The sequence below is a fragment of the Chryseobacterium sp. DZ-32 genome (assembly GCF_059587025.1).
In genome coordinates this window covers 112328-131906 of the sequence record NZ_JCAIOM010000014.1, presented here as the reverse complement: position 1 = coordinate 131906, position 19579 = coordinate 112328, and the positions used below count along the sequence as shown (strand labels likewise).

Here is a 19579-nt window from a genome sequence, read left to right as displayed (position 1 = left end):
AAATGGAAGAGAACCCAATTTTTTTTGCAGACGGAAATGACCCGCAAATGATTGAAGCTTACAGAAAAGCTCAGGAAACCTTTAAGTATTTCTGGCGCGAACAGTCCTGGGAATACAGAAGAATCATTCCCGGACTGAATGTATCATGCGTTAAAACAGCTTTTGAAGAACAGGATGAAGAAACCGGAGAAAGCCTGGTAGAACATATGTGGATTAATGAAATATTCTTTGACGGAGATCACGTGAGAGGATATTTGATTAATGAACCCAACAGTCTTAAGAATGTACAGGTGGGTGATTATGTTGAAATCCCTTTACAAAACATCAGTGACTGGCTTTTTGCCATCACTCCAAGTGTACAGAAACCAAAGGGACTTTCCAAGTTATTTTCATCCTCATCTTCTCCACTTCCGAAAGCTTACGGCGGGTTTACCATCCAGAAAATGCGTGCTGACATGTCTGTTGCAGAAAGAAAGGAACATGATAATGCTTGGCAGCTGGATTTCGGAGACTTTAATGATATCCTCGTTGTGAATAACCAGAAAGAAAATCCCGAAAATCTTATCGAACATCCGATGAGTAAAAATATGAAGGAGGAATTTGTAAAATTTTTACAACAATATCCGGATGAACTTACTCAAACCGATGAAGACGGACTGACGCTTCTTCACAAAGAAACCATTGCAGGAAATCTAACCACGGTACAGGTTGCTTTAGAAGCCGGAGCAGATAAAAATATCCGGTCTAAAAAAGGAAAAACAGCTTTGGATTATGCAAAACAGCTGAAATGGGAACATCTTATTCCTGTATTGGAAGGATAAATTGTTAATTAAGATTATTACAACTCAGAATTTGTTTTAGACTTTTATTTATGAAACATTAAGATTGTATTCAGTTATTGAGAGTATTAAGATAAGCTTCGCTTTAAGCTTAAAAATCAGAATGATTTATCTTAACTATACTTTATTTCTTAAATCCTTCTTAATGGTTTTTAATATATTCAACATCTTTTATAAGTCTGAACAACTACTCAATAATAAAGTTGTCAAAATAAAAATTCCGGAAGATGTTCTTCCGGAATTTTTTATGCTTTATCCAAATTTCTTTTTCCTTAACCAGAAGAACAGTCCTCCGATAAGGCCGATAATGGCCAATGGAAGCAGCAAGTTCAGCCACTGCCATGTGGATTTCTCTTCAGTAATTCTTTGCCTGTCGAGAAGTCTTTCTTCAATGTTTCTGTTTCTCAGTTCCATCAGGTTGCTGTCGTCAAGAAGATAGTCCAAAGCATTTCTCAGGAACTGTTCGTTTCCAAACTGTTCGTTTGTTAACAGATCTACCCCTAATGGAAGCGGTTTACCTTTGATCACTTTGTTTCTTCCTACATCTCCGTCTGCAATCACAATCATTTTATTTTCCGGGCTGGATGTTTTAAATCCAGGGTAAGATTTTCTCTCAATTCTCGATGCATACGCAGAGTTGAATTTTCCTTCCAAGGCTACAGCGAAGATCTTCGGTGTACTTGGTTTCTCCATTTGTCCAAGGCTGTCTACGCTTGCAATTTCTTTCAGATCCACATAATTCGGAACCTGTTTCAATAAAGTTCTTTCACTGGATTCGAAAAGGACTTTTGTTTTGATATTCTTTCTTCCTCCTAAAGTATCGATGGAAGTCGGGAATTCAAATTTTACAGGGTTGATATTCTTGGTGACCGGATTATTATTTTCGGCAATTCCAAGCGGATAATAAGGCCAGGGTAAGCTTGTATACTGAGGATTTCCACTCACTTCTCCTGTAACCAGTCTTAACAGGGCAAACTTTTTAACGTCTTTTACCAACGCGGGATTGATTCTCAGCCCGTAATTGAAAAAGAAGTCTGTCATATTGATATCGACAGGGAAAGGCATTACTTTTTTGGATCTTGTCAGCGTATCCATTTCAGCATTTACGGCATCAATCATCCAAAGGGTTTTTCCTCCGTTCATGATGTACTGGTCCAGAATTACTTTTTCATTATCGGTAAAAGCTTTTCTTGGTTTCGCAATCACCAGGGCACTCATCTGCTTTAACAACGGAACATCTTCCAGTGAAAGTTCAGTCTGATTTTTAGGAATGATAGGTCCTGCATCATAGTTTTCCATGGCCAGCTGTACAAATCCCTGGAATTCATCCGGATTCAGCTCATCATGGTTGACCAGGATTCCGACCTTCTTTCTCTTGGCGGCTGCAATGTTTTTAATGTTGGAAACAAGATTGTACTCCAATCCTTCAATCGATCTTGTCAGCTGCTGATCGGCATCAATTCCGGCCTGCTGAACCACTAAAGGAATAGAAACCCCATCATTTCCATATTTAATCACAGCGTAAGGGAAAAGGGTGATCTGTGAGATTTTCCCGTCTTTTACATCCGGAAGAATAGACGGCTGCATTCCCATAGCCATCAAAGTGTCCTGAGACATTTTTGTTTTAATCGGATCGATAAATTTAAAATCAATCTTCGGATTAATTTTTCTGAATTCTTCCAGCATGAATTTCGTTTCGCTTTGCAGCTGTTTGAAACTTGCCGGAAAGTCACCTTCCAGATACACTTCTACCGTCAGAGGCTTTTTAACAGACTCCAGTACTTTGATGGTGTTATCAGAAAGGGTATATCTTTTTTCTTTTGTTAAGTCTAATCTGATTCCCGAATAGGTCAGGATAATAACCAAAGGAACAATTGCAATTAAGAAAATTCCCAGTGGAGATTTAGCATTGAACTTCTTCATGATTCTACTTCTTTTTGTTAATAAAATGATTAGCCAATACTAATGAAGCGCCGATGACAAGTACAAAATACGCCACATCTTTAACATCAATAAGTCCTCTTGTGAAGCCTAAGAAATGCTGATAGAAGCCAATATTCTGAAGGATAAAATCTGCACCTCCCAATAGTTTATAACTTGCCAGCTGTTCGATCCCAAAATACATAATGAAACACATGAAAACACCCAGCAGATAAGCCATAATCTGATTCTGAGAGAGAGAGGAAGCAAGAATTCCCACTGCTGAAAATGCTGCGATTAAGATTATCAGTCCGATATAGCTTCCAAAGGTCATTCCCAGGTCAATATTTCCTGCAGGAACTCCCAAAACATATACCGTATAAAGATAAATTAATGATGGAATAAGACATAAAATTCCTACAATCCATACGGAAAGGAATTTACCTGTCACCAGTTCTGAAACTTTTAACGGCTGTGAAAAAAGCCAGTTCAATGTTCCGGTTTGCTGTTCTTCCGCAAAAGTTTTCATAGAAAGGGCCGGGATGATAAACATCAACAGCCATGGAACTAATACGAAATAGCTCTGCAATGAGGCCATTCCAATCTCAAAAATATTAGAATCGTTGTCGAAAAAGAACAGAAAAAGAGTCGCTATCAAACTGAAAGCGGCAATAATCACCCATGCACTCCAGTTTCCAAAGTAACTCCAAAGTTCTTTCTTTAAAATTGCAATCATAGTTTTTTTATAAGATATAGAAGGGATGAATATATTCGGACATGCACCCTACTCTACAATTATTTGTTTTTTTTATTTTTATTAACCAGTTTCACTGTCATCATAATCAGAAATACAAGAACGAAAAATCCTGCAATTAATTGCCACCAGTATTCGATCACCATTGATTTTAAAATAACGGTAAATACGACCAGAAACAGAATGAACGTTGCAATTTCATTGGCCTGTCTCAGTTTGATATTGGCAATGGGCAGTGTACTTCCATTCAGAACTTTTAAATGAAGGACTTTTTTCCAGCACCAGTAATGGTAGATGGCAAGCCCGATCAGGAAGGTTAGTTTTAAATGAAACCATCCCATCTTCATTAATCCCGGGTTTAAAAAGATCATCACCAATCCGCAGACCGCCATGATTACCCCGGCAGGAACTGTGATAATGTTCCACAGCCTTCTGGCCATAAAAGTGTACTGCTCTCTCAGAATTTTCTTTTTTTCTTCAGAAAATTCATCGGTATCTTTATAGTAAACGAAAATCCTCACGAGGTAAAAAATTCCCGCAAAGTAGCTTACCATAAAAATAATGTGCAGCGCTTTGATTATTGTGTAAAGCATTCAGAAAAAATTAACAGCAAAGATAAGCTTATTATATAATTGTTAAAAATAAATTTCTTTTGATCAGGAAAATATAAGTAAAATAGATTTTATATAAAAAATAGTTCGGCTCGGGGCAGCAAAGCTGCCCGAGCCGAACATTATATTTTTATTGTGGTAGCCACTTCAATAATTAAGAGATCACTCCTAATTCTTTTCCAACCTTTTCAAAAGCAGCAATCGCTTTATCCAGATGTTCTTTGGTATGAGCCGCAGATAATTGTACTCTGATTCTTGCTTTTCCTTTCGGTACCACAGGATAGAAGAACCCGATGACGTAGATGCCTTCATCCATAAGCTTTTCTGCCATTTTTTGAGAAAGCGGAGCATCGTAAAGCATTACCGGAACAATAGCAGCATCCCCATCAGGAATGTCAAAGCCTTTCGCTTTCATTTCCGTTCTGAAATATTCTGCATTTTCCATTACTTTATCACGAAGAGAGGTATCATCTGAAATCATATCCAATACTCTTAATGCAGCTCCTACGATACCAGGTGCTAAAGAGTTCGAGAATAAATAAGGTCTTGAACGCTGTCTCAGCATATCAATGATCTCTTTTTTACCGGAAGTAAATCCTCCCAAAGCACCACCTAAAGCTTTTCCTAAAGTAGAAGTAATAATATCTACTCTACCCATTACTTCATTCGCTTCGTGAGTTCCACGGCCTGTTTTTCCGATGAAACCTGTTGCGTGAGAATCATCTACCATTACCAAGGCATCATATTTATCGGCAAGATCACAAACTCCTTTTAAATCTGCAACAATACCGTCCATTGAGAATACTCCGTCTGTAACGATGATTTTAAAACGGTGGTTCTTCTCAGAAGCTGCAATCAGCTGAGCTTCCAGATCCTCCATATTATTATTTTTATATCTGTATCTCGCTGCTTTACACAAACGAACACCATCAATGATTGATGCGTGGTTCAGTTCATCTGAAATAATAGCATCTTCTTCTGTAAACAGGGGTTCAAAAACACCTCCGTTGGCATCAAATGCTGCAGCGTAAAGGATGGTATCTTCAAGACCTAAGAAATCAGCAATCTTTTTCTCCAAATCTTTGTGAATATCCTGTGTTCCGCAGATAAAACGTACAGAAGACATTCCGTATCCGTGAGATTGGATCATATCCTGCGAAGCTTTCATTACTTCCGGATGGTTGGATAATCCCAGATAATTATTGGCACAGAAGTTCAAAAGCTTTTTTCCGTTAGCTTCTATTTCTGCACTCTGCTGAGAAGTGATGATTCTTTCTCTTTTGTAAAGTCCGTCATTCTCAATATTCTGAAGTTCGTTCTGTAAATGTTGAAGGTATTTTTCAGAGATCATTTTTAGTAATTTTTTAGATGTGCTAATTTACTAAAAAGGCAGTAAAATAAAACCTTTTATCAGTTTAATTCTAAAAAATTGAAAAGGCTTTCACTTTTAACATTATTAGTCTACAAATTTAGTAGGATAATATTTATATTTGTTTAAAATTTTAATGCATGAGATTAAAGCCGGTACAAAAAATAAAGACGATCAGTTCAGGAACCTTTATCAATAACCACATGAAGCCGGGAATTCCGGTTATTATTGAGGACTTTGTGCATCCGGAAAGTCCAGCTTTTAAAAAGTGGAATTATGAGTATTTCAAAGAAGTTGCAGGAGATCATATAGTGAATATCTACGGCAGTGAGCTTGATTCTTTGGACAGAGTGGCCAGTGATCCTATTGCACAGACTAGATTTTCAGAATATCTGGATCTCATCCAATCTGCTCCCACCGAACACAGGCTTTTCTTATTTAATTTACTGAAAATAAAACCTGAATTGAAGAATGACCTCATCTACAATGATGTAACGAATGGTAAAATACTGAAATGGCTGCCCTTTATGTTTTTTGGAGGAGAAGGTTCTGTCACCAGAAATCATATTGATATTGACATGTCCCATGTTTTTATCACACAGTTTCAGGGAAACAAGAGAATCTGGCTCTTCCCGTGGGAACAGTCTGATTTTATGTATAAGCTGCCCTACAATTTCCATAGTCTGGCTCAGATTAAAAATCCTGATTACAAAAAATATCCGGCCCTTCTTTATTTAAATGGCTATGAAGCTATCATTCGTCCTGGTGAAACCCTTTATATTCCTTCCGGCTGGTGGCATTATATTCAATATGATACGGAAGGTTATTCGATATCAGTGAGGGCACTTCCCTCAAGTCCTCTTGAAAAATGGCGTGGCTTCAAAAATTTAGTCATCACAAGACATTTTGATAATCTGATGCGTAAAATATTCAAAGAAAAATGGTTTGAATACAAAGTGAAAACGGCCAGAAAAAGAGGAGCCAGAGCAGCAAGAAAACAAAGAAGCTTTCAAATCTGAAAGCTTCTTTTGTGATATTATGATTCACTTTGGTAAAAGTACTCATTCATACTTCACCATTTGTTATTTTTAATGTTTGATAAATTTGATATTCTTTTCATCAATCGTAATGAAATAAGCTCCGGGAGCTAATTCTGCTATTCCAATCGCTTTACCCGGCTGATACGTTCCTTTTCCTACCAGTTTTCCGTCTATGGCATGAATCGTAAAGTCCATAGCCTTATTAATTCCTTTCAGATTAATTTCATTTTTTGCAGGGTTCGGATACAAACCAAATTCTTCTTTCTCAACAGAAGAAACACTTAATGTATTATCCTGAACAACTGTAGAATTTTTCTCAAGAATCTGATATTCATAATTAAACTGAACACTTGCAATAGGAAATGTTACCGACTGTAAAAAGCTTTGATTATTGGATGTATTATTAAGGACAAAATAAGCAGTCTGGCCTGCAGTTCCTGTCACTTTAATTGGTAAAGGCATTTCAAAAAAGCCAACGGTAGGACTGCTTTGTGTCTGAGAAACTTTAAATAAAGCCTGATTTCCGCCCTGCATCCACTTGATGGTGTACGTAGGATATCCTTCTCCATAGACCCAGTCATTGAAAAATTCTGTAAAATCTGTTCCGGTTGACTGAAGCAGAGAAGCGTTGAAATCAGTTGTACGCACATAGCTGTATGCCAGGTTCGGTCTCGCATGGTAATCTTTAAGCGCCTGATAAAATACAGCATCACCTAAAATCCATTTCAGCATTCTCAGCACATATCCTCCTTTGGCGTAAGACAATCTGCTGTCGAATATTCTATTAATACTGGAAAGTCCGGAATCCGGCACATACACACTTCCTGTTGTACTTGCGGTAATGTAATTAGACTGACCTTGTAAATAATTCAGAAATTCTGTGTTGGTCATCAATAGTTTTTCGTTGGCAACATGTTCTCCAAAAGTTGCAAAACCTTCATTCAGCCAGATATCATTCCATGCACCACAGGTTACCTTGTCCCCAAACCACTGGTGAGTAAGTTCATGGGCAATCAGCTGTTTGCTCCATCCTCCCATAGAAGACATGGTCTGATGTTCCATTCCTCCTCCATACATAAATTCCATGTGACCATATTTTTCATTACGGAAAGGATAAGATCCAAAATAGGTTTCAAAAGTATCCATCACCTGCTTTGTCCAGTTGATATTGGCTATACTGGTGGCATTTGAATTCGTAGACGGATAAATATAATTCACAAAAGGAAACGGAGGATTTCCGATGGTATCATTAAGCTTAACAAAGTTGGTAATGGACAGCGCGATCAGATATGCCGGTGTAGGATACATTGTTCTCCAGAACGTAAGTTTAGTGTTTCCTGTAGGAAAAGTTTCAGACATCAGCTTTCCATTCGCTGCTACGCTGTAGTTCGATGGAGTTGTAATTTTAAAATCAAATCTTTCAATTTTATCATTTAAACTTTGCTTTGTCGGAAACCAGTCCTGGGCGCCATAAGGTTCATTCAAAGTAGAAAGAACTGGAGTTCCGCTCTGAAGAGCAGTTTTGAATGCATCATTACTTGTGGACGGTGCTCCAGCATAATAAATGGTAAGAGAGTCCAGTGTATTGGCAGGAATAGAAGCTGGAAAATCAATCTTCAGTTCTTTTGAAGGAAGCTGCTGAAAGCTTGTAATGTTAGTTCCGTGGTATTTCACCTGAGAAACCGTTAACGAATTGGAAAGATCAAAATAGATGCTTCCCATACTTTGAGTAGGTTTAAAATGTGAAGTTACCGAACCGGAAATATTATACACCGCAGGATCAAGGCTGACTTCCATTCTCTGATACTGCAGGTCGTAATTCAGGGTATTGGGATTAATATTCCCGATATTCATTTTTTGAGTGAAGGATTTTTTCTCTTTTTCAACGAGTCCCTTCATATCAATGTTTTGTTCTTGCTTCTGGCTATAGAACTGTTGGGAAAATAGAAATCCCAACACCAAAAGGTACAATTTTGTCATGTTTTGAAAAATTTAATCAAATATAAAAAAAACCTTTTAATCCATGATTAAAAGGCTGTTATAATATATAAAATAAAAAAATTTTAAAGATCTAATGCGGGTTCAAGAATTTTTTCCATTCTTTTCTTTACCATATCTACCGATCCTGAATAATTATTCACCATTAAAGAAAAAACCAACGTTTTTCCTGAATTGGTTTTCAGATAACCAGCTAATGTTTTTACTTTATTCAAAGTTCCTGTTTTCGCAAAAACCTGTCCGTTCCCTCCTGCATTGAACATTCTTTTCAATGTTCCGGATTGTCCTCCGATAGGCAAAGAAGTCAGATAAGATCTGTAGTATTTCTGATCCATCAGAGAAGTAAGAAACTTCACCTGGGAAATAGGGGTTACGTTATTACTTCTTGACAATCCGCTTCCATCGATGTAATTAAGTCCAACCATATCAAAACCTGCCTCTTTCAGGTGATTAGTCACCACGATTCTTCCGGATTCTGAAGTCTGATCACCCATTTTCTGATATCCTACGGTTCTCAGCAAAGCTTCTGCCAGTGAGTTATCACTATGCTGGTTGGTATAATAAATAATATCACTTAAAGTAGGTGATTTATACGCTGAAAGCATTTTTCTGTTTTCAGGGGCTGCATCTGTCATTTTCGGAGTTACTTTTCCGGTAACAGGAATTCCGCTTTTCACCAGTGTTGTTCTGAAAGAGTTGGCAAGATAAGCCGGTGCATCAGGAAGTTTGGTTGTTAAAACTCCGTTTCCTTCATATTTATCAGCATATACCATCTGATGATTGTAAGGAGAAACGTAGAAGAATTTCTTTTCTGTAGAGAAACCACCTTTTTTAACGATCAGTTTTTCGTTGGCCGGGTTGATATCGCGGGTACTTCCTGCCGGTAAATAATAGTTATTGTTTTCCAACCATACAACATTTTCCGGAAGCACTGAAATATTGCCTTTGAAAAGCGCTGTCTGAATGATAATATCACCATTTACCTTTTTGATTCCCTCTCTTGAAACTCCGCCTACGAAATCTGAAATAATATCTCTATAAGAAGCTGCACCTGCTTTGTTTGTTCCCAAAGAAGGGTCTCCGCTTCCTATTACATAAAGATTTCCATTCAACACTCCATTTTCATCTATGGTTCCTGAGTACTCCAGCTGAGTCATCCAACGGTAGTTTTCACCCAGCATATTTAATGCCGTTTCCGTTGTCAGTAATTTGGTCGTAGAAGCAGGCACTAAAGGAGTATTTTCGTTGTACGAAGAGATTACCTTCTTCGTTTTAGGATCATACACTACGAATCCCCAGGTTGCATTTTTCAGCACAGGATCCGCCATCATTGTGTTTACATTAATGTCTACCAGTTCTTTTGCTGACAAAACAGTTTTCTCCACCATCGTAGTAACGGGTGAAGGCAGATTTAAACTGCTTTTCTGATTGTCATAATTCTGGGAATAAAGAACGGTAGAAACGGTAGATTGAGCCAGGAAAAGACCAGAAGCCAACACCGCCGCACTTGAAATATATTTTCTGAAATTTACCATCTATCTTCTTTTTGTTCTGTAGTTTTGACTCTATAAAAAATGAAAGGTTAAATCATTCAGTAAAAGAGCCAAACACTTAATCAACGTCCAAAAGTAGAAATTATTGTTATATAACGAACCACCGCCCCGTTATAAAAGAGTGTAAAGTTTGTTAAAAATTGTTAAAAATCAACAAAAACATCTTTTTTAATGCTTTGATACGCAGTGATTTCATCAAATTCTTTCAAACTTATCAAAACCATTTTTTTGAATTTTTCATAATTTTTCCCACGGGGAAGCTTCAGCATAATCTGGAACTGATAGAAGTTATTCAGTTTTGCAATCGGTGCTCTTTCCGGACCTAAAACACATTCTTCAGGAAGATATTTTCTGAGGATAGAGCCCAGAAACTGTGATGCCCGGTCGGCTTTATCCTCTCTTCTGTGTTTCAACTCAATCATAATGAGCTTGGTGAAAGGTGGATAATGAAATTTCTGACGTTCTGTAAGGATATATTTATAGATCTTGGCAGGATTATTCATCTTGATGAGCTGAAATACAGAATGATCAGGATTAAAGGTCTGAATAAGGATCCTTCCTTTTCCGGAAACCCTGCCAGCCCTCCCTGAAACCTGTGTGATCAGTTGATACGCTCTTTCTTCTGCTCTGAAATCCTGTACATATAATAAGGAATCTGCTTTTGGGATGGTAACGAGTTCAATATGATCAAAATCCAGTCCCTTGGAAATCATTTGGGTTCCTACAATAATATCTGTTTCTCCGTCTTCAATCTTTTCGTACAATTTTTCGTAGGCGAATTTTTTGCGCATGGAGTCTACATCCATCCTGTCTACTTCATTTTCCGGAAACAATTTGGTAACCTCTTCATGAATCTGTTCTACACCTACTCCTCTTTCGTTCAGCTTTTCAGAATTACATTTCGGGCAGGTTTTCGGTTTTGAAGCTCTTTGCCCGCAATAGTGGCATTTCATTTCATTTGCCGCTTTGTGATACGTCATGACCACATCACAATTAGAGCAGTAGTTCACATAGCCACAGCTTTCACATTCTATGACATTGGAATAGCCACGACGATTGTGTAAAACGATTGCCTGATTCTTTTCATCCACCGTTTTCTTAATCTCTTCGATAAGCTTCAGAGAAAAGTTCCCTGAAACCTTTTTAGATTCCTGAGCTTCCTTGAAATTGATCAGTTCATATTCCGGCAGATTGACATTCCCAAATCTTTCATTAAGGAAAACATATTTCATTTTATCTTTCCGGGCACTGTAGTAGCTTTCAACAGAAGGGGTAGCTGATCCCAGAATCACTCCTGCCTTATACAGCCTACCTAAAACCAGAGAAGCGTCTTTAGCATTAAAATAAGGGGAAACTTCCCTTGGTCTGTACGCAGAATCATGTTCTTCATCAACGACAATAAGCCCCAGATTCTGGTGAGGTAAAAACAAAGCATTACGGGTTCCGATCAGAATACGGATGTCGTTCTGCTTAATTCTTCTCCATACTTCCACTCTTTCAAAATCAGTCAGTTTCTGGTGATAAAAACCGAGCTGTCTTCCATACTTCTTCTCTAATCTCTGGGTAATCTGTTTGGTAAGCGAAATTTCCGGAAGCAAAAACAGAACATTCTTTCCGTCACGGACGCATTCATCAATTTTCTCTAAATAGATATGGGTTTTCCCTGATGAAGTAACGCCATGAAGCAGGACATTCTTCCCTTCTTCAAAAGCGTCATCAATTTCAGCTTTTGCTGTTTTCTGCTGTTCGGAAAGCTCTTCAAGTTCCTCGATTTCTCCATCATAGCTTTCAATCCTGTCTTTCTGCATAAAGTATTCCTCCACAAGGCCTTTGTCTGCCAAAGGTTTGAAGTGGGAACTTCCGAAATAACCGTCTTCAAACAGTTCAGATTTTTTAATAGGAACGTCAGGATGTTCCGTCTGTTTTTCCAATATAAGAAGGAAAAGATCTTTCTGTTTCTGCGCTCTGTTCAGTTTTAAAAGAATATCCGTAAGATTTTGATTGGCCAGAACCTCATCATTAATTCTCACATAAGCAACTTCTCTGGCTTTATACTTTTCAGCAATTTTCTCATCAATTTCAATGTACTGAAGATCAATCAGAGAATTGATGGTTCTGATGATATCTTTTTTAGGAATAAAAGCTTCAATATCTGTAAGATTAATCAACTGCCGTACTTCCAGTGCCTGAATCAGATACATTTCGTTAACATCCAGATTTTCAAAATCTATAATGGCTCCTGGTTTTAGTTTTAAATAGGTTTCACTTTCCAGTTTTAAAGAAGAAGGAAACGAAAACCTGTAAATTTCTCCGAGGCTGCACAAATAGTATTCCGAAAGCCAGTTCCAGAAATCAATCTGTTCATGAGGAAGAATCGGTTGATCATCCAGCATGCTGATGACTTCCTTGGCTACAAAGTTTTCCGGTGCATTATCATGAAGCTCAAACACGATTCCCGTATAGATCTTTTTTCCACCAAATGGTACCAGAACACGCATTCCTGGTTGGATTTCAGACATCATTTCCTGAGGAACTTTATAAGTGAAAGATCCTTTCAGGTTGAGGGGTAAAACAATTTGAGCGTATTGCAAGGGAAATATTTAAAGTGTAAAATTAGAATTTTCCTGAGAGAACTGCAACTTTGTGGAGATTCTTTAGTAATCTTTAACCAAGAACCTTAAACTGCATTCTATTCTTTACTTTCTCCTTATTTCCATTCCGTAGGAATGTAACCCATTCAGATATTTTTTAATGTCTAGAATTACATTGATCAAAAAAAATGATATGACAGGCTGGATTCCTGCGGAATGACAAAGCGTGTGGATAAAAGAACAACCACAAATTCAGAAAGGATCGAAGAAAGGATTCATGAAAAACTAAAAAAGAAGTTCCGTAATCTGATACCAAAATGCAGACGTAATAAATCCTACAATGATACTGACTCCAATGATCAGGTTGATCAGTTTTGAGTTCAGCCTGAACTGTTCTGCAATAATACTTGAAGTAACCAATGTTGGCATCGCTGCTTCAAATACTGTAATTTTAGCCACATCTCCTTTTATTCCGAATAACAGAGCCATTCCCAGAACAATTGCGGGTGCCAGAATCAATTTATAAAGCATAGACATCGACATCTGAGGAATCAGTTTTTTCCATCCGTTGAATTTCAGCTGTAACCCGACTGAAAACAGAGCTAAGGGACTTACCGTGGCTGCCAGCTTGTCAAAAAACGGTTCCGCAACAGTAAAATCAATAAACTGAGACAAAACCAAAGCAGATATACAACCAATTAATGGAGGGAATGTAATGAGTCTTTTTAAAATGAATATTGCACTTACTTTTCCGGATTTACTGCCTCCTTTTACGGCAGCAATAATTCCGAGTGTGGAAAGGGCAAAAAACATGGTCTGGTCACAGATGATTGCGATACTCAGAAGCCCTTCGCCATAAAAGGCACTGATTAAGGGAAATCCGATGAATGAAGTATTACTGTACCCGCTTGCCAATTCCAACGTACTTCTGGACCGCCTTGAATATCCCCTGCTTTTACTGTAAAACATCATAAAAAAGAAACAGAACACCGAAATTAAAAATGTGGCTGCAATCGGGAACAGCATTTCTGTTGTCCATTTTACTTTGGGCAGATATTTAAACGAAACTGCCGGAAGAGCAAGATAAAGAATCCAGGTATTGATGCCTTTGTGAGCATCGGGGTGGATAGATTTTGTTGCTTTGAATATCATTCCTGCAATGATACACACTGCAATCAGAACAAAATTTACCATAACTGTAATAAAATATGAGGCAAATTTACGGCTGATTTTTGAGTTGGAAGGGTAAAATTTATATTTTTTTTGGTAGAATTTCTAATGAAACTTTCCAGTATTATACCTTACAGGTTTTGAAAACCTGTAAGGTTGGGAGATCTACCTTCCGGAAATTCATAACTGCTTGAAATAATTTTTTCAGAATATATTTTACTTCTTTATCACCTCCCAAAGACTCATCACCTCTATATTTTCCAAAGGCTTTGAAAGGGTAATTCTTTTTGAAGTTCCCGGAAGCAGGTCAAAGAAATTATCGCTGAAGTGAGTATCGCCGATTAAATAAATGTCCTTAGCAAGCGTATCTGTTGAAATTTCAATTTCAGTGGGTGATATTTTTCTGATTTTAATATCAGGTTGTAAGAGTTTCAAATCTTTTGGTTTACTAAAGAAGAACAGCTTTTCGAATTTTGTATCTTTTTCGGAACTGATTTTTAAAACAGCTCCCGACAAATCAAACTGAGACAATTCCAATTTACTGATACTTCGTACTTTCTTGCTTGCATCAGCATTAATAAGATTTGACTGACTGGCTTTCCAAAGTATTTTTCCTTTGAAATCAATCAATTCAAATTTTGTCTCTGTTTTCAGTTCTTTCAGGAGATCGCTTATCAGATAGACATCATAGCTTTTTTCGGTTTCCGCTATTGATACCAAAATAGGTTCAAAGCTTCTTTTCGCTTGATAATGGAAGGCTTTCCAGTTTCCAAGATAATCAATGGAAGACCAGGAAACTACCGGCCAGCAATCGTTGAGCTGCCAATACAAGGTTCCCATATTGTAAGGTTTTGCACGGCGGTGAGCTTCAATAGCGATCTGCATTCCTCTTGCCTGCAAGAGCTGTGAAACGTAGTTGTATTGTACAAAGTCCGTTGGAATTTTGTAATCACGCTTCAGATATTCATTAATAATATCCCAGCCGCGGATATGTTTTTCGTGAGCTTTAATGGTTGGATTCTGAAGGCTTAAATCCGGAGTTCCGGAGAACATTGATTTTGTCGTTTCAAGAGTTGGTGTACCCTGAAAGCCATATTCAGACATGAAACGCCCTACTTTTTCGTTGTAAATTTCAAAAGGCTGTTCACCCCACCAAACGCCCCAGTAATGAGAATCTCCTTCGGTAAGACTTTCTTTATGTCCCCAACCAATGGAGGGAGAACTTGGCCAATATATATTTTTATCCGATTTCAGATTTTCTGCCAATGCATTAGGAATTACCTCATGAAACAGCTTCTTATAATCTTTCCAAACCTGAAGAGAGTCATTTTTTGAATAGTTGAACTGTTTCTGATAGCCCCAGTTGACAATCGCTTCATCAATTTCATTATTCCCGCACCACAAAGCAATGGACGGATGATTCTGAAGTCTGTTGACCTGGTCTTTTACTTCTTCTTTTACATTGTTTAAAAATGCTTCATCTGCCGGATAAAAGCTTCCCGCAAACATAAAATCCTGCCACACTAATATCCCGTTTTCATCACAAGCTTTGTAGAATTCATCATCTTCATAAATACCTCCGCCCCAGATACGGATCATATTCATATGGGCGTCTTTGGTATCCCTGATCAGTTTCTGGTATTTTTCTTTGGTCATTCTCGGCGAAAAACTATCTCCCGGAATCCAGTTGGTTCCTTTGATATACAGTGGTTGCCCATTCACTTTAAAATAGAATGATTTTCCCTTTTCATCTTTTTCCTGAATCAATTCAACGGTCCTTAAGCCTATCCTGATATTTTTAGCATCAATATTTCTCTGATCTTTGGAAAGCTTCACTTCAAAATCATAAAGATGAGCTTCACCACGCCCGTTAGGCTGCCAGAGCTTCATCCCTTTTGTTTCATAAGGAACCGATATCTTATTAATCCCTTTTTTTAAAGATATTTTTTGGTGAATTTTATTAAGATCCAAGGTATAATCTCCGGCATTTTGAGCATAAATTTCAACATCAAAGCGCAAATTATCAGAAGTGCCGGAAACTCTTTTCTGAATATCCTTAACCGTAATAATTTTAGCATTATTCCAGAATTCCAGCTGAACATCTTTCCATATTCCTGCAGTAACCAGCCTTGGTCCCCAATCCCATCCAAACTGGTATTGTGCTTTTCTCACAAAACTTCTTGGTGATTCCGGCATAGTGAACGGAATTTTTTTCGCTAATTCCTTTCCGGTATTCACAGCGGATGTAAACTTAATCTGCAATGTATTATGACCCGGTTTTAAATATTGTTTTGCAGGAATATTCCATTTACGGAACATATTATCTGTTTTCTTCAGCAGCTGACCGTTAAGATAAATTTCAGAAAATGTATCCAATCCATTAAAAACCAGATCAATGTTTTCGTTCTTTAGTTCATGAGGTGAAATAGTAAATGAGGTCTGATAATCCCAGTCCTCATTTTCAACCCATTGTACTTTCTTTTCATTTTCATCCTTAAAAGGATCAGAAATGATCTTATTATCCATTAAATCCAAATGAACGGTTCCCGGAACTTTCGCAGGAAACCAGTTTGAGTCTTTTGAATTTTTAAACTGCCAGTTCTCCGAAGACAAGCTTCTTTGTGAAAACTGTGCAGAAAGGATATTCTGCATAAAAAGGAAAGCAAAAAGGGTCGTTCTATTCATCAATAAATTTGTTTACAATTCTATGGATTCCATATTTAATAAGTTCATTATTAAAATTAATAAGCAATCCCAATTTTATGTTAGTCTGTTTGAGATAAGTCAATACTTGTGAGTGAAAAATAGGATGTAACTCCGATACAGATTTCACTTCTACAATAACTTTATCTTCTACAATCAAATCAATTCTGTATGCATTTTCTATGTATACTTCTTTATACCTTAAAGGTAAAGATAGTTGTTGTTTAATATTGAGTCCCAACATTTTTAATTCATAAACTAAAGCAGTTTCATATGCATTTTCTAAAAGACCAACTCCTAAGTTCTTATGCACTTCTATTGCTGCTCCTATTATTTTGTAGGATAATTCGTTTTCTGTCATTCATTTGTGTGTTTTTATTTTTATTGTGTAGTTTTTAAACGCAAAGGTTCATATTTGGCTCTATAATATTTTAAGGAAGCGAAGATGGAATCGATTTTCAATCGATTGGATGAAGCTATTATTTTCAAGCTTAATCAGCGGCTTTGCCGCAATACTTTGCTCACTCAATATATAATACATTTTATTTTTTAAACTTTGCGTTTAAATTAACAATCATAATCTAACTAATTATTTACTTTTCAATGCAACCACTTCATCCGGGTTGGCAAAAGCCCCACCATCCGTAATGGCTGAAGAATGGAAGTAACCCGCATGGGTAAATGCTCTAATCTCTTCAATATTAGATGAACGCAGACCTCCTCCGACAAGGATTTCTATTCTTCCGTTGGATAATTCAACAAGCTTTTTCAGATTCTCTTTTCCTTCAGATACATTGGGTTTCTGACCGGAGGTAAGAATGGTTGTAAAACCACATTCGATTACTTTTTCCAGAGATTCTTCCAGACTTGCAGCACGATCAAAAGCACGGTGAAAAGTACATGGAAGCGGTTTTGCCAATTCGACTAAAACTTTATTCTGCTCTATATTAATCTCATCATTTTCATCCAGGATACCGAATACAAAACCATCTGCATGTAAAGATTTTAAATGAACCAAATCATTTTTCATCTGCTCAAATTCCGAATCAGAATAGGTAAAATCTCCACCTCTCGGACGGATCATCACAAAAATCGGGATTGTAATTTTTTCACGAAGCTTCTTCATCGTTTCGAAATCCGGAGTAGTTCCGCCTTCACTGAGTCCATCACATAATTCTATTCTGTCTGCCCCGTTTTCAAAAGCGATAATCGCTGATTCAGGATTAAAACAAGCTATTTCTATTTTTGACATTGTATTGTATCTATTTAATTTGATTTTGGTTCGTCCTGCAGTACATCTGCAATCAAAAAAGAACCGTTTTCTTTTACTACTTTTATTACTGACGGATATTCTGCTTTAAAATTTTTGTCTGTTAGCACTACATTGAAGAGATATTCATCTGTTGAGGAGAGTTCTAAATCACAGCTTCCAACTTCAATTTTATCCCAATCCTGTGCTGCAATCAGGAAGCCCGCTCCAACACCTGCTTTACTTACATCAAATCTGGTTTTCCATTTATCCTGAAATTCTTTTTCAGTAAGGCCTCCGCTTACATCCAGGTCAACATTCATTGCATCCATTTTATAATCGAAGTAGTCTTTGGTTGTGATTTTCCGCATATTCTTTTCTTCGCTTCCGATATCGGCTTTAAAGTAATCTACAATACTCTTTTCCAGCCATTTCTTAGCATCTTCTGCCTCATTGGACTCATTATGCAAAACTACTTTTTCTTTTATTGGCTGGATTTCACCATCTTTTTTTATCTCCTTCTTTTCTTCCTTACAAGCAATAAAGAGTAATAAGGAAGCAATAATCGTTTTTTTCATATTTGTTTTATGTTTTAGCTAAAGCCAATGGGTATCTTTTATTTGTTTAAATGGGCTGAAGCCCATTTCTATTGAATTTTTAATTATTTCAAAGCAAATTCAGGCTTTTCAAGGCGGTTTCCTTTCTGATCGTACACCGCAAAGTTGAATCCATCCTGAATACAGTAAGCCCCATATTCTCCCTGTTTATTGATGGCAATAAAACCTACCTGGATATCTTTCAGATTTTTATTTCTTCGCTGATTGATTTTTACAATTCTCTCTACAGCTTCTTTACAGGCTTCCTGAGGATTTCTGCCCTGTCTCATCAACTCAACCACAAGATGGGTTCCCACGGTTCTTATCACTTCTTCACCATGACCTGTTGCGGTAGCTGCTCCCACTTCATTATCTACAAACAGACCTGCTCCGATGATTGGCGAATCTCCTACTCTGCCATGCATTTTAAAAGCCATTCCACTCGTCGTACAGGCACCGGAAAGATTTCCTTGGGCATCCAAAGCAATCATTCCTATGGTATCATGGTTTTCAATATTGGCAATGGGTTTATATTGGCTGGTCTTTAACCATTCTTTCCATTCTTTTTCTGATTCGGGAGTAAGAAGATTCTCTTTTTTAAAACCTTGTGAAAGGGCAAACTGCAATGCACCGTCCCCAACCAGCATAACGTGTGGTGTCTTTTCCATGACAGCTCTGGCTACAGAAATAGGATTTTTAACATATTCCAGACATGCTACGGAACCGATATTATAATTCTCATCCATGATACAGGCATCCAGCGTCACTCTTCCGTCTCTGTCCGGACGGCCTCCATATCCTACACTTCTTTCTTTGGGATCTAGTTCTACAAGACGTACTCCCTTTTCTACGGCATCCAAAGCCCGTCCTCCTTTTCCAAGGATGGTCCAGGCTTCTTCATTGGCTTTTAATCCGAAATTCCAGGTGGAAAGAACGATAGGTTTATTGATGACTTTTTTACTTTCAGGTCGTTCTGCGGCCATTAGTTCTAAAGGGTTAATGGTAAGTGCTGCGGTTGCAATTCCCAGTTTTTTGATAAAACTTCTTCGGTTATTGTTCATTGGATGTAAGAATTATTTAATACAAAGCAAATATCTTAAAAAAATCCGTTGTAAATCTTATGGTTTTCTCACTATTTTTCTTTACTATTTTTTATTATTTTTATAATGGTTATTTTAATTAATAT

The 19579-nt window shown here is 37.4% G+C and carries 15 protein-coding genes; 2 read left to right on the top strand and 13 right to left on the bottom strand.

Annotated elements, in window-relative coordinates; genetic code table 11:
* Nucleotides 1-2 precede the first annotated feature (2 nt).
* Entirely contained in the window at nucleotides 3-821 is an 819-nt protein-coding gene (locus AC59HC_RS16430; protein ID WP_411413658.1) for a DUF2314 domain-containing protein, read from the top strand.
* Nucleotides 822-1091: 270 nt separating this feature from the next.
* Here the strand turns inward: AC59HC_RS16430 and gldG are convergent, their stop codons facing one another.
* The 4 genes from gldG to kbl form a co-directional block, all read right to left on the bottom strand.
* Nucleotides 1092-2762, bottom strand: coding sequence for a gliding motility-associated ABC transporter substrate-binding protein GldG (gene gldG / locus AC59HC_RS16425; RefSeq protein WP_411413657.1), 1671 nt, complete (start codon nucleotides 2760-2762; stop codon nucleotides 1092-1094).
* A 4-nt stretch (nucleotides 2763-2766) separates the two neighbouring features.
* Nucleotides 2767-3495: an ABC transporter permease gene (locus AC59HC_RS16420; protein ID WP_137906051.1), complete on the bottom strand. Its 729-nt coding sequence runs from the start codon at nucleotides 3493-3495 to the stop codon at nucleotides 2767-2769.
* 59 nt (nucleotides 3496-3554) lie between these two features.
* On the bottom strand, nucleotides 3555-4106 hold the full coding sequence (locus AC59HC_RS16415) for a CopD family protein (protein WP_137906052.1): 552 nt from the start codon (nucleotides 4104-4106) through the stop codon (nucleotides 3555-3557).
* 172 nt (nucleotides 4107-4278) lie between these two features.
* Nucleotides 4279-5475 (bottom strand): glycine C-acetyltransferase, encoded by a 1197-nt coding sequence (gene kbl / locus AC59HC_RS16410; RefSeq protein WP_110009461.1) that lies wholly within the window; start codon nucleotides 5473-5475, stop codon nucleotides 4279-4281.
* 158 nt (nucleotides 5476-5633) lie between these two features.
* Between kbl and AC59HC_RS16405 the strand changes: the two genes are divergently transcribed.
* Nucleotides 5634-6512: a cupin-like domain-containing protein gene (locus AC59HC_RS16405; RefSeq protein WP_496559010.1), complete on the top strand. Its 879-nt coding sequence runs from the start codon at nucleotides 5634-5636 to the stop codon at nucleotides 6510-6512.
* A gap of 69 nt (nucleotides 6513-6581) precedes the next feature.
* On the opposite strand, the gene AC59HC_RS16400 is transcribed toward AC59HC_RS16405, so the two are convergent.
* From AC59HC_RS16400 to AC59HC_RS16360, 9 genes are all read right to left on the bottom strand, one after another.
* On the bottom strand, nucleotides 6582-8513 hold the full coding sequence (locus AC59HC_RS16400; RefSeq protein WP_411413656.1) for a M1 family metallopeptidase: 1932 nt from the start codon (nucleotides 8511-8513) through the stop codon (nucleotides 6582-6584).
* Nucleotides 8514-8596: 83 nt separating this feature from the next.
* Complete coding sequence (gene dacB / locus AC59HC_RS16395; protein WP_343640322.1) at nucleotides 8597-10066, bottom strand: D-alanyl-D-alanine carboxypeptidase/D-alanyl-D-alanine endopeptidase; 1470 nt, start codon at nucleotides 10064-10066, stop codon at nucleotides 8597-8599.
* Nucleotides 10067-10227: 161 nt separating this feature from the next.
* On the bottom strand, nucleotides 10228-12675 hold the full coding sequence (gene priA / locus AC59HC_RS16390; RefSeq protein ID WP_496559009.1) for a replication restart helicase PriA: 2448 nt from the start codon (nucleotides 12673-12675) through the stop codon (nucleotides 10228-10230).
* Between the two features lie 285 nt (nucleotides 12676-12960).
* A complete protein-coding gene (locus AC59HC_RS16385) occupies nucleotides 12961-13869 on the bottom strand; it encodes an AEC family transporter (protein WP_496559008.1) in 909 nt (302 codons plus the stop codon).
* A gap of 192 nt (nucleotides 13870-14061) precedes the next feature.
* Entirely contained in the window at nucleotides 14062-16530 is a 2469-nt protein-coding gene (locus AC59HC_RS16380; RefSeq protein ID WP_496559007.1) for a beta-mannosidase, read from the bottom strand.
* On the bottom strand, nucleotides 16523-16909 hold the full coding sequence (locus AC59HC_RS16375; protein ID WP_496559006.1) for a GxxExxY protein: 387 nt from the start codon (nucleotides 16907-16909) through the stop codon (nucleotides 16523-16525). The genes AC59HC_RS16380 and AC59HC_RS16375 overlap by 8 nt, the downstream gene beginning before the upstream one ends.
* A 228-nt stretch (nucleotides 16910-17137) precedes the next feature.
* Nucleotides 17138-17800 carry a copper homeostasis protein CutC gene (locus AC59HC_RS16370; RefSeq protein ID WP_496559005.1) on the bottom strand — a complete coding sequence of 221 codons (663 nt, stop codon included), beginning with the start codon at nucleotides 17798-17800 and terminating at the stop codon, nucleotides 17138-17140.
* 14 nt (nucleotides 17801-17814) lie between these two features.
* Nucleotides 17815-18375 (bottom strand): hypothetical protein, encoded by a 561-nt coding sequence (locus AC59HC_RS16365; protein ID WP_496559004.1) that lies wholly within the window; start codon nucleotides 18373-18375, stop codon nucleotides 17815-17817.
* 83 nt (nucleotides 18376-18458) lie between these two features.
* A complete protein-coding gene (locus AC59HC_RS16360; protein WP_496559003.1) occupies nucleotides 18459-19454 on the bottom strand; it encodes an isoaspartyl peptidase/L-asparaginase family protein in 996 nt (331 codons plus the stop codon).
* Between the last annotated feature and the right edge of the window lie 125 nt (nucleotides 19455-19579).

Coding starts and splice junctions, on each gene's coding strand:
- AC59HC_RS16430 (WP_411413658.1), top strand. CDS start 3: ATGGAAGAGAACCCAATTTTTTTTGCAGACGGAAATGACCCGCAAATG.
- gldG (WP_411413657.1), bottom strand. CDS start 2,762: ATGAAGAAGTTCAATGCTAAATCTCCACTGGGAATTTTCTTAATTGCA.
- AC59HC_RS16420 (WP_137906051.1), bottom strand. CDS start 3,495: ATGATTGCAATTTTAAAGAAAGAACTTTGGAGTTACTTTGGAAACTGG.
- AC59HC_RS16415 (WP_137906052.1), bottom strand. CDS start 4,106: ATGCTTTACACAATAATCAAAGCGCTGCACATTATTTTTATGGTAAGC.
- kbl (WP_110009461.1), bottom strand. CDS start 5,475: ATGATCTCTGAAAAATACCTTCAACATTTACAGAACGAACTTCAGAAT.
- AC59HC_RS16405 (WP_496559010.1), top strand. CDS start 5,634: ATGAGATTAAAGCCGGTACAAAAAATAAAGACGATCAGTTCAGGAACC.
- AC59HC_RS16400 (WP_411413656.1), bottom strand. CDS start 8,513: ATGACAAAATTGTACCTTTTGGTGTTGGGATTTCTATTTTCCCAACAG.
- dacB (WP_343640322.1), bottom strand. CDS start 10,066: ATGGTAAATTTCAGAAAATATATTTCAAGTGCGGCGGTGTTGGCTTCT.
- AC59HC_RS16385 (WP_496559008.1), bottom strand. CDS start 13,869: ATGGTAAATTTTGTTCTGATTGCAGTGTGTATCATTGCAGGAATGATA.
- AC59HC_RS16380 (WP_496559007.1), bottom strand. CDS start 16,530: ATGAATAGAACGACCCTTTTTGCTTTCCTTTTTATGCAGAATATCCTT.
- AC59HC_RS16375 (WP_496559006.1), bottom strand. CDS start 16,909: ATGACAGAAAACGAATTATCCTACAAAATAATAGGAGCAGCAATAGAA.
- AC59HC_RS16370 (WP_496559005.1), bottom strand. CDS start 17,800: ATGTCAAAAATAGAAATAGCTTGTTTTAATCCTGAATCAGCGATTATC.
- AC59HC_RS16365 (WP_496559004.1), bottom strand. CDS start 18,375: ATGAAAAAAACGATTATTGCTTCCTTATTACTCTTTATTGCTTGTAAG.
- AC59HC_RS16360 (WP_496559003.1), bottom strand. CDS start 19,454: ATGAACAATAACCGAAGAAGTTTTATCAAAAAACTGGGAATTGCAACC.